The sequence below is a fragment of the Novosphingobium barchaimii LL02 genome (assembly GCF_001046635.1).
GTDB lineage: Bacteria > Pseudomonadota > Alphaproteobacteria > Sphingomonadales > Sphingomonadaceae > Novosphingobium > Novosphingobium barchaimii.
In genome coordinates this window covers 12422-27713 of the sequence record NZ_KQ130464.1, presented here as the reverse complement: position 1 = coordinate 27713, position 15292 = coordinate 12422, and the positions used below count along the sequence as shown (strand labels likewise).

Annotated in this window: 16 protein-coding genes; 7 read left to right on the top strand and 9 right to left on the bottom strand. The window is 61.0% G+C overall.

What is annotated here, in order from left to right:
- Positions 1 to 1319 (bottom strand): efflux transporter outer membrane subunit (locus V474_RS24385; RefSeq protein ID WP_236711432.1); only part of this gene is annotated, 1319 nt, incomplete at its 3' end.
- Positions 1320 to 1368: 49 nt separating this feature from the next.
- On the opposite strand from V474_RS24385, the gene V474_RS24380 reads away from it, so the two are divergent.
- The gene (locus V474_RS24380) at positions 1369 to 2154 is read left to right on the top strand and encodes a TetR/AcrR family transcriptional regulator (protein WP_059153728.1); all 786 of its coding nucleotides are present in this window, start codon (positions 1369 to 1371) and stop codon (positions 2152 to 2154) included.
- A 770-nt stretch (positions 2155 to 2924) separates the two neighbouring features.
- Here the strand turns inward: V474_RS24380 and V474_RS24375 are convergent.
- The 3 genes from V474_RS24375 to mobQ all read right to left on the bottom strand — a co-directional run bounded on the left by V474_RS24375 (position 2925) and on the right by mobQ (position 5388).
- Positions 2925 to 3737, bottom strand: a complete 813-nt coding sequence (locus V474_RS24375; RefSeq protein WP_059153725.1) for an IS5 family transposase — start codon at positions 3735 to 3737, stop codon at positions 2925 to 2927.
- Positions 3738 to 3979: 242 nt separating this feature from the next.
- Complete coding sequence (locus tag V474_RS24370; protein WP_059153724.1) at positions 3980 to 4174, bottom strand: hypothetical protein; 195 nt, start codon at positions 4172 to 4174, stop codon at positions 3980 to 3982.
- Positions 4175 to 4176: 2 nt separating this feature from the next.
- Positions 4177 to 5388: a MobQ family relaxase gene (gene mobQ / locus V474_RS24365; RefSeq protein WP_059153723.1), complete on the bottom strand. Its 1212-nt coding sequence runs from the start codon at positions 5386 to 5388 to the stop codon at positions 4177 to 4179.
- A gap of 168 nt (positions 5389 to 5556) precedes the next feature.
- On the opposite strand from mobQ, the gene V474_RS24360 reads away from it, so the two are divergent.
- Positions 5557 to 5832: a hypothetical protein gene (locus V474_RS24360; RefSeq protein ID WP_021243413.1), complete on the top strand. Its 276-nt coding sequence runs from the start codon at positions 5557 to 5559 to the stop codon at positions 5830 to 5832.
- Positions 5825 to 6268, top strand: coding sequence for a hypothetical protein (locus V474_RS24355; protein ID WP_059153722.1), 444 nt, complete (start codon positions 5825 to 5827; stop codon positions 6266 to 6268). The genes V474_RS24360 and V474_RS24355 overlap by 8 nt, the downstream gene beginning before the upstream one ends.
- A gap of 1 nt (position 6269) precedes the next feature.
- Here V474_RS24355 and V474_RS24350 read toward each other — a convergent pair whose 3' ends face one another.
- Together V474_RS24350 and V474_RS24345 are read right to left on the bottom strand one after the other, a co-directional pair.
- Positions 6270 to 6635, bottom strand: coding sequence for a helix-turn-helix domain-containing protein (locus V474_RS24350; RefSeq protein ID WP_021226794.1), 366 nt, complete (start codon positions 6633 to 6635; stop codon positions 6270 to 6272).
- Positions 6636 to 6646: 11 nt separating this feature from the next.
- Positions 6647 to 6949, bottom strand: coding sequence for a type II toxin-antitoxin system HigB family toxin (locus tag V474_RS24345; protein WP_021243411.1), 303 nt, complete (start codon positions 6947 to 6949; stop codon positions 6647 to 6649).
- Between the two features lie 670 nt (positions 6950 to 7619).
- Between V474_RS24345 and V474_RS25375 the strand changes: the two genes are divergently transcribed.
- The 4 genes from V474_RS25375 (at position 7620) to V474_RS24335 (ending at position 9943) form a co-directional block, all read left to right on the top strand.
- The gene (locus tag V474_RS25375; RefSeq protein WP_082700020.1) at positions 7620 to 8279 is read left to right on the top strand and encodes a helix-turn-helix domain-containing protein; all 660 of its coding nucleotides are present in this window, start codon (positions 7620 to 7622) and stop codon (positions 8277 to 8279) included.
- A 35-nt stretch (positions 8280 to 8314) separates the two neighbouring features.
- Positions 8315 to 8713: a hypothetical protein gene (locus V474_RS25370; protein ID WP_082700019.1), complete on the top strand. Its 399-nt coding sequence runs from the start codon at positions 8315 to 8317 to the stop codon at positions 8711 to 8713.
- Positions 8714 to 8716: 3 nt separating this feature from the next.
- The gene (locus tag V474_RS24340) at positions 8717 to 8995 is read left to right on the top strand and encodes a hypothetical protein (RefSeq protein ID WP_059153721.1); all 279 of its coding nucleotides are present in this window, start codon (positions 8717 to 8719) and stop codon (positions 8993 to 8995) included.
- A gap of 204 nt (positions 8996 to 9199) precedes the next feature.
- A complete protein-coding gene (locus V474_RS24335) occupies positions 9200 to 9943 on the top strand; it encodes an imm11 family protein (protein ID WP_148649544.1) in 744 nt (247 codons plus the stop codon).
- A 1230-nt stretch (positions 9944 to 11173) separates the two neighbouring features.
- On the opposite strand, the gene V474_RS24330 is transcribed toward V474_RS24335, so the two are convergent.
- Genes V474_RS24330 through V474_RS24320 form a run of 3 tightly spaced genes read right to left on the bottom strand, consistent with a single transcriptional unit; the run spans position 11174 to position 15254 of the window.
- Positions 11174 to 12724, bottom strand: coding sequence for a DHA2 family efflux MFS transporter permease subunit (locus tag V474_RS24330; protein WP_059153719.1), 1551 nt, complete (start codon positions 12722 to 12724; stop codon positions 11174 to 11176).
- An 18-nt stretch (positions 12725 to 12742) separates the two neighbouring features.
- Positions 12743 to 13909, bottom strand: coding sequence for an HlyD family efflux transporter periplasmic adaptor subunit (locus V474_RS24325; protein WP_082700021.1), 1167 nt, complete (start codon positions 13907 to 13909; stop codon positions 12743 to 12745).
- Between the two features lie 13 nt (positions 13910 to 13922).
- Positions 13923 to 15254 carry an efflux transporter outer membrane subunit gene (locus V474_RS24320; RefSeq protein WP_236711431.1) on the bottom strand — a complete coding sequence of 444 codons (1332 nt, stop codon included), beginning with the start codon at positions 15252 to 15254 and terminating at the stop codon, positions 13923 to 13925.
- Positions 15255 to 15292: the final 38 nt, after the last annotated feature.

Below are 15292 nucleotides of genomic sequence, written 5' to 3'. Positions count from 1 at the left end.
CCGCCGCCGAGCGCGCGAACGAGTGCGACATCGAGGGCGAAGGCACGGGTCTGCAGCAATGCTACCGTGCGACGCGCGGCAATGAGCGCGTCCTCGGCGACGAGCACGTCGAGATAGGTGGCGAGGCCACCCCGATAGCGATTGTTGGCTACCGCCCATGCGGCGTCTGCGGCGCGTTCCGCCTCCTGCGCTCGACCGAGGCGCTCGCCCAGGGCACGTTTGCTTGCCGCTGCGTCAGCGACCTCGCGAAGCGCCTGCGTCAGTGCGCCGTCATATTGCGCAACCGCGATCCGATAGTCTGCTTCGGCCGCGCGATACTGACCACGCAAGTTGCCGCCATCAAAGATCGGTAGGCTGATGGCTGGCCCCACTGTTCCAAAGGTGGAACCGGACTTGAACACATTGTCGATACCCAGCGCCTGCAGACCGACGAGGCCAGCAAGATTGATATTGGGGTAAAAGGCAGCGCGAGCTTGCTTGATCCGGCTTGCCGCCGCCTCGGCGCGAAGCTTGCCGGCGATGATATCAGGCCGCCGTCCGATCAGTTCGGCGGGCAGGTTGGCGGGAAGTCCAAGGGCGATGCTGAACTTCGCTGAGGGGCGGGCGATCGATATGCCACGGTCTGGACCGGCGCCCAACAGTACGGCGATACGGTGACGAGTCAGCGTCAAGTTCTCGTCGAGGGCGGTTACGTCGCCTTGCGCGGTCGCCAGCGCGGAGCGGGCGCGTTCCACCGCACCCTCGTTCTCCAGTCCCTGTGCTTTGCGGCCCTTCAGCAACTCCAACGTGCGGGCGCGCACCTCCACGGCGTTTGCTGCCGCATCATGCTCTGCGTGGAAGCCGGCAAGATCGGCATAAGCGGCGGCAATGCCGGCCGAGACCGCGAGCCTCGCGGCTGCCGCTTCAGCACCTGCCGCCTCAGCCTCGGACCGGGCTGCGGCAAGCGCTGCGCGGTTTTTTCCCCAGAAGTCCAAGTCCCAATCGAGGCGGAGGGCGCCTTGGCCGTAGTCGGGCCATCCCCTAGGCGAAAAATCGCCAGGGATAAGGTAATTGTAGCTTTGCTTGCTGACGCCGCCTTGGGCGCTCGCATCAAGCGAGGGCAACAGCTGGCTTCGCGTCTGCCTGACCAGCGCTTCGGCACGGGCGAAACGCGCTTGCGCGACACGCAGATCGGTCGCGCTGACCAGGCCCTCCTCGATCAAACCGTTGAGCTGCGGATCGCCGAAGTCGTCCCACCATCGGTCGGAGGGCCATGGCGCTGCCGGGGCGGCAAGGCTCGTTGCGCTCGCCAGATCCTCTGGCTCGGACGGCCGACCCAATGGGCTCTCCTGCGGGAGTGTGGCGCAGCCACCTAAAAGAGTAGCCATAATGGCGGTGGCCATTGCCGTGGTGAGGCAACCGCGTTTCGGATCATTCATGCTCCAGAAGCCTTTTAACCAGACCGTTCAGTATCGTTATAAGTCCGGGCTTGTTTTGTCAAACCAAAACTGTACGATCGGGTTCGGAATAGGAGCAGAGGTGAGAGTAAGGACGGACGAGCGGCGCAACGCCATCATCGAAGCGGCCAAAACGGTATTTCGAGAAGATGGCTATGAGCGCGCCAGCATGACGGCGATCGCGGCTCGCGTCGGCGGGTCAAAAGCCACGCTCTATGGCTACTTCAAATCCAAAGAGCAGCTATTCGTCGCGGCCATGCTCGAGGCGGTGCAGGAGCAGGGACAGGTAGTCATAGATCTGCTGGATCCGTCCGAGCCGAGAATCGAGCTGGTGCTCCAGCGCTTTGGCGAGGCATATCTCGAATTCATGATGACCCCGGGCGCACTCACCGTCATGCGAGCAGCTGTCGCGGAAGGCACGCATGTTGCCTCGGGGGCCCGGCTCTATGAGAATGGGCCGAAACGCGGGTGGGAAGGGATGAAGTCGTACTTCGCGCGCCTGCGTGAACAAGGTGCCATCCGTGCAGTCGACCCAGGCATTGCCGCCGGCCACTTCAAGGGGATGCTGGAAGCAGGTATCATCGAACCTCTGCTTTTTGGCGCCAAGCCCGAGCTTGATCCAAAGCGAGCCGCGGCCGCTGCAGTTGACGCTTTCCTTTGCGCTTATGGCGAGCAGGAAGACGGCAGAGCGGCCGCGGGAGGAGGAAGCCGCAGATGAGGGCGACGTCGTTGGAGCTTGAGCCTGATGGCCATTCTGCTCATGCCTCTGGGACAGGGGTGAGCACTCCTCAACAATATGGACTCGGTCGGCATGCTGCTGATGCCGGTGATAACCGACTCATGGAGGCTATCCCCGAAGTTCAGCCTGACCTTGCGTTCCAAGTATCGCATGGCGGACATCCTACGTCAGCTACTCGCATTGACGTGCCCGTTAGCTGCCGGGCAGGAATGTCCCCATGTCCGGCCACTCTACCTCCGTGATGGATCGCGCGCGGACTATCGCTCTAAGCCGAATGACGGCTCCTGTCCGATCCGGCCCTTCGCTACGATCATCGTGAACGACTTGGTTTGGTCGACACCTGCCGGGTCTACCAGGGGGAATCGCAGAATTTGGTCGTAAGCGTACGCTAGGCAATGTTACGTGAGTGAACGGCAGCTTGGCGTCTGACCTCCGCTTATATGCCCGACATCGGGGATGATAGCGTACCAGCCTAGATCGTGATAAATCTAGGATATGACGCAGTACTCATTAGCTGATCTTCATGAATCTGATCGACATATTGCTGATGGAGAAAGGCGTATATCCAAGCAAAAAGCATTGATCATAAGGCTACAATTAATAGGGATTTCTACCACAGATGCGGAGGATCTTCTTAGATTGCTAGCAGAGCTGCTTGTTATTCTTCATCAGCATCGAGCCTCGATCGTAACAGCGATTAGCGAGGCTAAATAGTTTTGACAACGATAGCTTAGAGTCCGTCTCGAATCTCATGCGTAACGAGCTAGCCGTCGGATTATCATCATGGCGGAGGCCGCGTACAGGAACGCGGTGGCGGATCGGATGGACTGCTCGAAGTCCTTGGCGAGGCGTCTGTTGCGATTGAGCCAGGCAAAGGTTCGCTCGACGACCCACCGGCGCGGATGGACGACGAAGCCGGTTTGATCGGCGAACTTGCGCACGATCTCGATTCCGATCGACGTCGCCATTGCGACACGCGCGCTGGAATAGGCGCTGTCGGCATAAACGAGGTTTACGAACGGGTGCCGACCGCGGGACATCTTGAGCAGGGGCACGGCGCCGTCGCGATCCTGCAGGTCGGCCGGATGAACCAGCAGTTCGAGCGTCCGGCCGTCGGTATCGACCATGGCATGGCGCTTTCGCCCATTGATCTTCTTGCCGGCGTCGTAGCCGCGCAGACCACCAGCCTCGGTGGTCTTTACGCTCTGGCTGTCGATCACAGCCGCAGAGGGCATCGGCTCGCGCCCGGCACGGATACGATCCATCTGAACGAGGTGGTGGTTCAAGCCCTCGAACCCGTCACTGTCACGTAGCTCGCCGAACCAGCGATAGACGGTGCGCCACGGCGGGAAGCTGTCGGGCAGAAAGCGCCATGGGCAGCCTGTCCTCAACACGTAGAAGATCGCGTCGAGTACCTCGCGCCAGTGCCAGCGGCGACGTCGCCCGCGATCGCAGGGCCTGGGCAGAAGCGGTGCGACGATCGCCCACTCCGCATCGGTCAGATCGCTTCCATAGCGCAGCCCTGCGCGGCTATGCAGCGCACGGGCGGTCGGGTTCCACATGATGTCTTCCAGGGTCTGGTCTCGCAACCGCCCGGAATCACATCCAAACCCGATCGTCCACCGTTACACTACCGTTCTGACACAGCCTCTTAGGGGTACGGAAGCCGGAGGGGCGAGTTTCAGCAAAGTCGCGGTCAGCAGACTCCGACAAAGTGTCACATATACGCTCTCGTTTGGAGCGCCGCGCGAAAGCGTGGAATTCGGCGTCATAGCCGCTCCGAAACCCGTCACTTATTCTAGGTTCACCAAAGGCCCCCGCTTACCGTACGCTTGCGACCAGATTCTGCGATGACCCCTACCATGTCGTAAAACACATGAATCCGCGCATGGCTGACCGGCACACTCACGACCACGCCGCCGCCGCGATCTGGCTGCACGAAAAACCCTGCCGGATTGGGAATATGCACGAAAACCCCGATTTCAGGGTTTTCCGTCATCCTCATCGGCTCATGCCACGATCACGTTGCAGGACCAGCTCGCGCTCATGGAGCAACTGGCCCACCGCGCGCGCCATCTGGGGTTCGCGCTGGATCCGCTCGATGTAGAGATCCTTGGTGTGCTGGTTCGCTCCGTTATAGGCATCCACCGCCTTGCGGAGCGCCTCCGGGGTCGCCTTCCAGTCGCTATTATGGTCGCCATAGCCATGGCCGCCCGCCTCGCGCTTCCCGGCAATGGTCCTGAACTTCTCCGCCACTTTCTCACGGTCCTGCACCTGCTGGCGTTCCTGTGCCTGCTCACGGGTGCGCTCGGCGACAAGCCGCTCCTGACGCTGCGCCTCGGCTGCATCGCGCCGATCGCGATCGACCGCGCCGCTCAAGGTGGCCGCGAACGCATGCAGCCTGCCCGATATCCGCTGCCCTGCATCGCGCAGCCACTCGGTCCCCCGCTCTATATACTGGCGCAGGCCCCGCTGCTCGATGACGCCGGCGTTGTGCTGGCCCACCATCGTTACTGGCTCATAGGCCCGCCCCTCCCGCATGGCCTGATGCTCGGCACGGCGTTCCATCGCCGTCGCGCTCGGCCCCATATGCACGGTCGCCTCCTGCTCGATTCCGCGCCGCTGGTGGCTGCGATGGTCCACCCGCTCCGGGACGTTCGCCCGTTCCAGCGCCGCATTCTGCATCTCGGCCCACCGGCCACGCCAGCGCTCGACCTCCCCGCTCGTCTTCTGGTCCAGTTCGCGGGTCTTCGCGCCCAGCCCTTCCGGGCCGATCCGCCGCGTCGTCGTCAGCAGATGGGCGTGATGGTTGCGATGGTCGCCCTCGCGACCTGGTGCGTGGATCGCCACGTCCACCGCCACCCCATGCCGCTCGCTGATCTCCCGTGCGAGGCCCAGCGCAAGCTCGCGCCGCGCCTCGGCCGACAACTCGGCGGGCAGCGCGATTTCATATTCGCGGGCGACGGTCGAGTTCTTGCGCGTCTCTGCCTGTTCGGCGGCGTTCCAGAGCAGGGCCCGGTCACTGGCCCACGCCGGGGCGTCGGCGGGCACGACAAGGGCGTTATGTTCGACGCCCTGCTTGCGGGTGTAATCATGGACGAGGCCGGTGCGCTCATCCGTGATTTCGACACCCGCACGATAGGCTGCCGCTGCCGTCGCGCTGCGACCGGCGGAACGGCCTATCGTCTTTACCGCAAGATGGAAGCTCGCCATCGCCGCGCCCTTACCTTGCCATGCGGGAGCATGGCGCGGGCGACAGCCCGCTGGGGTTCAGGGGTATCCCCTGACGTACGCAAACGCAAGTTTGCATAAGTGCGCCCTTCCTCTCTTTCGCTCGGTCGGGTCCGGTGCTATCAGTATCGCACAGCGAAAGGATTGACCATGGCTGCTCCAACGCCAGAGGCTATCGAAACCGCCCGTCGCAAGGTCCAGCAGGCCAAGGCCCGGTTGCAGGCATTGGAAGCCCGCGCCGTTACCCTGAACCGCAAGGCCGATGCCCGCCGCAAGATCATACTCGGCGGTCTGCTCCTCGATGCCGCCATGAAAGACCCCGCATGGGAATCCCACCTCAATGACCTGATGAGCCGGATCAGCCGCGATCAGGACCGGAAGGCATTCGAGGGCTGGACCTTCAAGGGTGGCCCCGCCGATGCCTGATCCCTTCGACCCTGCCGAGTTTGATGCTCCCCCTCCCTCCGATCCCGGCGCAGACTATCGCACCCTGCTCGACGCCATGCGCAAGGCCGGGGCCGAAGGGGTCGCCCAGCAGGTCGCCGCACTGGCCCAGAAGATCGAACAGGACGCCCGCCAACGCGCCGAATGGACCGCACAGGCAGGCGCGGGGGTCAGTGCCCTCCACCGGGCCGCTGGGGAGCTTCAGCGGGTCAGCGCAGGGGTCTGGTGGGATCGCCTGAAGGAATGGATCACCGCCGCCCTCATCGGGCTGGGACTGATCTTCGCCGCGGCCCTCGCCTATCGCTGGGCGCAGGAACCCAAGATCGAGCGCCAGCTATACGGATGCACCGCCAAATGGGACGCCAAAGCCCAGACGTGCAAAGGAAAATGGGTGCCCCTCTACGAGCAGCAGCCCTGATTTAGCGCGATAATTGATATTCGCGGACAAGGATCGATGCAGGGACATGCCATGCCCGTTCGATTTTGCGGATCATGTGGAGGGTCAGCCCCCGCTTGCGGGCCAGAACCTCGGTCGCGCGCGATTGCCCGATCAGGGACGCCAGATCGGCGCGGGTGCGCCCTTCCGCCTCCATGGCCGCTTCAATCGCTTCCACCGGGTCCAGCTTGTCGACCGGCCACCGCTTCCGCTCATATTCATCGACCAGGGTTGCCAGCACATCGAGACGATCCTCGTCCGCGCTGCCCGCTTCCGCGCTCCAGAGCGCGCGGATTTCATCGACCGCCGCCCGATGGTCGTCATCATTCCTGATAGGTCTGATATCCATTTGCCTGTCCTTCAAAACTGATCGACGGTCGCGGCGTCGATGCGGTCATATTCAGCATGTGTCCCAATAAACTTTATGAAAGCGATCCCTCGCCGAAAATGGAACGCAACAATCATTCTATGATCTCCGCCCGCCACTTCAAATCTAACCCGTTCCGCCGCCACCGTTTTTGCTTTTGAAAAATCGGCCATGACTTCGATTGTCGAAGACCAGTCCGCATTTTCTGCAACCTCTAGCCAATGTGTCAGTGACGCACGGGTCAGAGGATGCGTCGTGAAATAGGCTACGATGTTTTTGCGGGCGATGATCCTCATCAGCAGGCTATGCCATTTCCCAACATGGGAAACAACCCTTAATTCCCATATTGGGAAGCTGTAGAAACTGGCATCAGTCCGGTTTCCCTTTTGGTGCCCGTTAGGGCACGCCAAGCCCTTGGATCGCACAGACCTTCCCCCAACCGCTCCCCTACGCTCTACGAGCGGGAAATCGCCTCCTGTACCCCCTGATAGCCAATTGGGACCTTGCAGCATTGCGCAACGTGGAAGGGGTGCGGATTCCTACCCGCCTATGCCTAGCGTGTGCCGCGACTAGCGGCACTCATCATTCCCGCCGCAGGCGGTCTGATTAGCGAGTTATCCACCCCTCGCCGTCGCCAGCTTTTGGATAGCGCTATGGCGAGGCATGGATAACTCGCAACCCCCTTTCAGGGGGTAATCATAAGATCATAGAAGGCAGAGAGAAAAAGACATTGCTAATCAGCATCTTATGAGGGGGGGGTAGCTCACCAGCTATGAGCTACCCCTAGCTCACCAGCTATGAGCTAGGTTCGGATAAAATCCGAAAGTTTTTGACTGGAATTAGATCATGGTTCGCGGCATAGACATTTTCGATTTTGTTCAATCGCTTTCAAAATTCATTCATGGGTGAGCTACCCCTAGCTCACGACTGACAAATTTTATCTGCCTGTGGGACTAGGGAGTGCCAATGTCGCAAAAGTCAAAGCAACTAGGTTTGACTACCCCGCCGGGCGGTACATGGGTGCAGACTGATCGCGCTGCTCATGAGAGATGGGCGCAACTGGCTATCGCCAATCCCCGTGCTTCATCGGTGCTTCATGTGCTGGTAGCTCAAATGGGACGGCATAATGCCATTGTGGCCAGCCAAACGACATTGGCAAAGGCAGCGCATTGCTCACTCCCGACCCTCAAGCGGGCTTTGTCCATACTCCGCGAACAGGGGTGGATCGAAGTCCGCCAGATCGGTCCAACCGGGACAGCCTGCGCCTACGTCATCAATGATCGGGTGGCATGGACCGGCAAGCGTGATGGCATCCGCTACAGCCTATTTTCGGCGGCTGTGTTGATCGCAGACGATGAACAACCGGATCGTGAAGAGCTAGGCGCGCAACCGGCGCTCCATCGCCTGCCTAACCTGTTTCCGGGGGAGCGCCAGTTGCCAAGCGGTCCCGGCCTTCCTCCCCCGTCTGAACCATCACTACCGGGAATGGAACCAGACTTGCCTGCCACCCAACAGCCGGAACCTGACCCAGCGATGCAGGAGGAACTCTCCCAGCTAGTTACTGGCCTAGGTAACAAGCTCCGTGCATCCGATACATCGCCCGATGACGATGCAACCGATATATAGATACCATACAGGCAAACTTAACAGCGAGTGACACTATGGGTATCACCCTAAGAGAAGCGTCGGAAAAGGTCGGTGTCACCCGCCAAACGCTCATGAAAGCAATCAAGACAGGACGCATTTCCGGCCAAAAGTCAGATAATGGCGAGTGGCGTATTGAGCCTGTCGAACTGTTCCGCGTATGGCCCCCTGTAAATGAGGTGCAGCAACCTTTACAGCCCGATATAACAGGTAGTGACACCCCCGGTTTACAGGCTGAAAACAGGCTGTTGCGTGAGCAGGTTGCGGAACTGCGTGAAGAACGGAACGCTTGGCGAGAACAGGCGCAACGGCTTGCCCTGACCGATCAGCGCGCTGCCCCTCAACCTACTCCACAGCGCGGTTTCTGGTCGCGCCTGTTCAGCCGCCAGGGCGACAGCCCTAGCGGCGAGGAATAAACCATGGATTCTCCAACCGGCCCTTTATGGTCCCAAAAGCAGGCCATTGCCTATGAGGTCGCGCTGGAGGCCATCAACGATGTGATCGCGGGATATAGTGAACAGATCGCGCTAGAGCAGGCCCATCTCGCGCCGAACACAGCCCGGATTACTTGGCTGGAAATGCGAACCGATCAGGCCGTTTCAGTCCACCACTCGCTCAACGTGTGCGATGACGGCAACGTGCAGCAGGTAATTTCAGAATTTAGTGCCATCGTCCGCGCAAGGGAAGAAGGACGCTGATCCTAATGGAACCCGTCGCAAAACGCCTGATTGTCGGACATAGATTTCGAGATGGGTTTTCAAACAACGGCTGCGTGAGGTGCGGTTTTCCGGGCAAGCGAGCCGCATCATCTCGTAAAACAGCGTTTTTGAGACGATTAACCGGAAAGCTGCACTCTCGCGCTATGCATCGGACATGCGGGAGGCAGCGTAATGGTTTGGGGAATGAGCATACCTTCGAGTTTTGGCGATTATTGGCCGGAGGGCGACTTTGAAAGTCTCGACCCGCGTGGCAAAGGCGGTTGGCGTGATCGGCTCAACCGCTATTATCAGAGTCAATCGCCAGAAGTTCAGAGTGCCTTATACGACTATACCCAAGGTGGCGATATAGCCAGTTACCCCACCTATGTTACATCCAAATTTACTCAGGAACTTGGCGTAAGGCCAACCCAATTTCCCGAATTGGCCCCGCTCAACTCGATCAAAGATCATGAGCCACCGCAATGCTATATCACCGCCAAAAGCTATAAGTCGCTTGCTTCGCTCATTTCGTTAAACGGCCTTCTGGCGGTCGATGAAAGAATGAAGGCAATAATTGAGCGGCTCGAGCCGGGTATTCACCAGTTGTTCCCGATCGAAATAAGGATGCCGCGCGGCAAACTATATCCCAAGCAATATCATCTTCTGGTCGTAGGGCAGGATATTGACGCTTTCTCGCCGGAGAAAAGCGAAGAAGGGTCTTATCGATCTTATGGTCCAGAATATTCTGGCTATTATACGCTGATAGACTCGAAAAAGGAAATATCGGGCCTCGCGTTCTCAAAGACTGCATTTGGCCGCGCACATTTGTGGCGTGAGCGTGCACTGAATGGCAAGCTTACCTGTTTATCGGACCAGCTTGAAGCGGAAGCCGTCAAAGCTGGTCTTCGCCTTCCCAAACATTATCGCATGATGGAGGTCTCACCATGATCGAGATTCAAGGTCTGGACTCCATTCCCAAGGAAATTAACGGCGGAGCCATTTGGCATGACACTTTCATAACGGGCTTTGCTCGAAGGCGTTCGCTCAAGCCGCCACAGCGGCTGACTTTACCGGGATGGGGTCGGTACATAGAACGGACCCAGATATACGCTAAGCGCCGTCACCCCCGGGCACGTGTCCAAAACCACCCGTTTGTCGTACAGTAGGTGCCGACAATTGGGTTTCCCGTCATTCCGCCTGCGGAATGCCTTATGATGGGACATACCCGTCGTTCCCATCAACAGGCGGAAGTGGCTGCTCACGCCCGATGGGGCTGTTACCGGCTTGATTAAACATCAGCGCTGAACCCGGAAAGCTGCAGAATTCCGACGGGACAGCTCTTATTGACCGAAACGGCTCAAGCCGCCGGTCCGGTCAGCCGATGCTTCGGTCGCAGGCGAAATCGTAGGCGCGGCTAGCTTGGCAAAAGCCCGGCTGACCCAGTCGCTGCACGAACCACTGCTTACTCTCGCCTCCTGGGCGCGCGGCAAAGCCTCATCGAAGCGTCGCGCGAAAGTTTTGATCGGCGCTCATTGTGCGATTGAGCACTGCTGCGAAGTGCAAAGCAGAAGCGCAGAATGCCCGTTCATCCCGAGACGGCATCTCGTCAATAAATGTCGGAGGGGAGTCGGGAGGCGACATCTCGAATGTTCCTCGCAACTGTGATGTGCTCTCTTAATGAGCCAGAAGGTGCCGTGCCGCAGCTACAAGCTCGGGCGGAAGTCCTTGGCACCTGATCGTAGTTCGGGGGCAAGAGCGCCCTCTCACGTGGTCCATCGCTAGCGCGCGCAGGGCTTCGAGTTTTGGATCGGCCAGCGGTGGTACGCCTCGATGCCCGAACACTAACCGTAAGAGCGCCCGCAGCACGCCTCTGGGCTCAGGATGCCTGATTGATCGCCTTTGCAGCCCATCGGACAGGCCCACCAGCAGAGCCTTCTGCTCGATCAACGTGAGGACGGGCAGCCCGGTAGTGTCGGGAGCTGACCCGTCGACCGCATGCTCTTCGTGACCGAGCTGAGAATGCCCGTCCACGGACGCCGATGAAGGCGTGCAGATACGCCGAGGGAGAACATCGGTTTCCAGGCGGACGGGGACAGCCACGACGCCCACTTGGCCAGCTAGCCCGCCGAACCGCTGGCGATGGACGGGGGAAGGCAGCACCCTTTGAGTGTGCATGACCTAATGGGCTCCACTGGTGTCGATCGGCCCCTTCGGCTTGGGCGCCACCCAGATCAGTGTAGCGGCAACGGCAAAGCAGATCGTGATCGCGGCAAACATATTGAGCGTCCCCAGCATCACGCTTTGACCCTCGACAATGCCGGTGAGGGCCGCAGTCGCGGACTGGTGAGACATGCCGCCGCTCATCATGGCATCGACCGTGGCCTGCCCCTGAGACATGGCGCCGGCCAACTCCGTCTGGTTCTCCCGCCCGGCATTCGCCCAGCCGGTCTGGACGATCGAAGTTGCGAATGCGCCGCCTAAGGTCCGCATGAAGTTGGACAGACCCGCGGCGTTCGCCTGCTCGTCTGGATCGACGCTCGCCATGGCAAGGCCTGTCACGGGCACGAAGAACATGACCATGAAGGGACCCATGAGAAGGGTCGGCCAGGCCATCTGCAGGAAGGTGACGTCCGAGTTGAAGCTCATCCGCCAGGCCACGGTTGCTCCAAGGCCAATGATGCCTAGCGAGACAATAAGTCTTGGGTCGACCTTCTCCGTGAGCTTTCCCACGCTGGGTGCGGACACCACAGCAAATATGCCCATGATACCCGTCGCGTAGCCCGCCCATGTCGCGGTGTAGCCCATGTTTTGCTGCAGCCAGAGCGGCAGCAGAACGAGGGTGGCGAAGAAGGCTCCGAAGGCGACGGAATAGGTGACCGAGGCAGCGACAAAGCCGCGATGGCGGAAAATTCGCAGATCGACGATCGGATTCTTGTCGGTCAGCTCCCAAATCAGAAAGGCAACAAACCCAACCGCGGCGATAGCCGCCAGCCATCGGATCTCAGCGGCAGCGAACCAGTCATGGTTGCGGCCCTCGTCGAGCATGATCTGGAGCGCTCCGACCCACAGGATCAGGAGAGCGAGGCCGATCTTGTCAATCATGGCGGGCGCGGTAGGATCAGGCTGGCCGCGCAGGAAATAGAGCACGGCAAGGCCGCCCGCCGCGGCCACCGGCACCTTGATGAAGAAGATCCACTCCCAGCCTATTCCGTCACAAATGATCCCGCCCAGGATAGGGCCGGCGACAGGCCCGACGAGCGTCGTCATCGCCCAGATCACCGTGGCCAGTGTCGCCTTCTCTGGCGGGAAGATGCGCAGCAGCAGCATCTGCGAGAGTGGCATGATCGGGCCCCCGCACAGACCGAGCAGGACGCGGCCGGCGATCAGCATGCCAAGTGACCCTGCAAGACCGCACAGCAAAGACAGTACGGCGAAGGCCAGATAGCAGGTGATGAACACGCGCTGCGCGCCAAAACGCTTTGCGAGCCAGCCTGTGAGAGGGACGGTGATCGCCTCCGCCACCGCATAGGAGGTGATGACCCAAGTTCCCTGCGACGAGGACACGCCAAGCGCACCCGCGATCGTCGGAATCGAAACATTGGCGATGGTCGTGTCAAGCACAACCAGGAAGTTCCCGAGCCCGATCATGATCGCGGCGAGGATGAGTGGCGTTCCGGTAAGCGGTCCTGCAGCCAGGGTTGGCGCGCGAGCAAAGAGGACGGTGGCCATCGGTGCGGCTCCTGGCGATCAGTGCGAAATGTCGATGTCGGCTGTCATCGACAGACCCACGCGCAACGGATGCTCACGAAGCTGTTTGGCATCCAGTTTGATGCGAACTGGAAGACGCTGCACGACCTTGATCCAGTTCCCGGTTGCGTTCTGGGCGGGCACCACTGCGAAGGCGGCGCCGGTGCCGCCCGAGAAGCCGACTACGCGACCACGATACTCGATCTCGCCGCCATAAAGGTCCGACGTCAGCGTGACCGACTGCCCGGGGCGAACCTTGGCAAGCTGCACTTCCTTGAAGTTGGCGTCGACGTAAGCGCCCTGAATAGGGACGACGACCATCAAGGCCTGGCCGGGCTGTACGCGCTGCCCAATCTGGACCTGCCGCCTGGAGATGACGCCATCGATCGGCGCACGCAGCACGGTACGTTCGAGATCAACACGCGCCTGATCGCGAGCGGCTCTGGCGGCCAGAACCTCAGGGTTTGTATCGTTCGTCGAATTGTCGATCAGTGCCTTGTTGGCGTCGCGGCTGCCGATGGCAGCGGTGCGGTTGGCGCGTGCCTGCGCCTGCGCGGCTTCGGCTGCCCTCACCTTCGCAAGCGCGGTGTGATGGGCATTGCGCGCCACCGTCAACTCATCGCCTGACACCGAGCCGGAGGCGGCCAACGCCTCGCGCCGTTGAAGATCGATGCGTGCCTTGTCGAGATCGCCACGGGCAGCTGCGAGTTGAGCCTCAACGCTGGCCTGTTCGGCGACACGGGCGGCAATCTGCGCGCCCAGACCGCTGTCGGTCGCGACCAGTCCGCGCACCTTGCGAATGGTTGTCGCCAACTCCGCTTCGGCGCGGGCTAGAGTGATTTTCGCATCGGTGTTGTCGAGCCGGACAAGGATGTCCCCCCGCCGCACAGATTGCGTGTCGTCGACAAGAACATCAAGCACAGGCCCGCCCACCAGCGGCGTGACCTGGGCGACATTAGCCCCGACATAGGCATTGTCGGTTTCGACGTGCTGCGAGGCGACGAGCACATCATAGGCGTAATACCCGCCGCCGAGCACCGCGACAGTTGCGGCAAGTGCGGTGAACAACCGCCGACGCTTGCCCGTGCGCGCGCCCACCTCTTCGCGGTCTTCTTCCTCGATGATGGTGTGGACGTCATGCTCGATGATATGGGTGGTCTTGGACATGGACTGATCCCCTTTAAAAACGAAAGCCGCCGCCGAGCGCGCGAACGAGTGCGACATCGAGGGCGAAGGCACGGGTCTGCAGCAATGCTACCGTGCGACGCGCGGCAATGAGCGCGTCCTCGGCGACGAGCACGTCGAGATAGGTGGCGAGGCCACCCCGATAGCGATTGTTGGCTACCGCCCATGCGGCGTCTGCGGCGCGTTCCGCCTCCTGCGCTCGACCGAGGCGCTCGCCCAGGGCACGTTTGCTTGCCGCTGCGTCAGCGACCTCGCGAAGCGCCTGCGTCAGTGCGCCGTCATATTGCGCAACCGCGATCCGATAGTCTGCTTCGGCCGCGCGATACTGACCACGCAAGTTGCCGCCATCAAAGATCGGTAGGCTGATGGCTGGCCCCACTGTTCCAAAGGTGGAACCGGACTTGAACACATTGTCGATACCCAGCGCCTGCAGACCGACGAGGCCAGCAAGATTGATATTGGGGTAAAAGGCAGCGCGAGCTTGCTTGATCCGGCTTGCCGCCGCCTCGGCGCGAAGCTTGCCGGCGATGATATCAGGCCGCCGTCCGATCAGTTCGGCGGGCAGGTTGGCGGGAAGTCCAAGGGCGATGCTGAACTTCGCTGAGGGGCGGGCGATCGATATGCCACGGTCTGGACCGGCGCCCAACAGTACGGCGATACGGTGACGAGTCAGCGTCAAGTTCTCGTCGAGGGCGGTTACGTCGCCTTGCGCGGTCGCCAGCGCGGAGCGGGCGCGTTCCACCGCACCCTCGTTCTCCAGTCCCTGTGCTTTGCGGCCCTTCAGCAACTCCAACGTGCGGGCGCGCACCTCCACGGCGTTTGCTGCCGCATCATGCTCTGCGTGGAAGCCGGCAAGATCGGCATAAGCGGCGGCAATGCCGGCCGAGACCGCGAGCCTCGCGGCTGCCGCTTCAGCACCTGCCGCCTCAGCCTCGGACCGGGCTGCGGCAAGCGCTGCGCGGTTTTTTCCCCAGAAGTCCAAGTCCCAATCGAGGCGGAGGGCGCCTTGGCCGTAGTCGGGCCATCCCCTAGGCGAAAAATCGCCAGGGATAAGGTAATTGTAGCTTTGCTTGCTGACGCCGCCTTGGGCGCTCGCATCAAGCGAGGGCAACAGCTGGCTTCGCGTCTGCCTGACCAGCGCTTCGGCACGGGCGAAACGCGCTTGCGCGACACGCAGATCGGTCGCGCTGACCAGGCCCTCCTCGATCAAACCGTTGAGCTGCGGATCGCCGAAGTCGTCCCACCATCGGTCGGAGGGCCATGGCGCTGCCGGGGCGGCAAGGCTCGTTGCGCTCGCCAGATCCTCTGGCTCGGACGGCCGACCCAATGGGCTCTCCTGCGGGAGTGTGGCGCAGCCACCTAAAA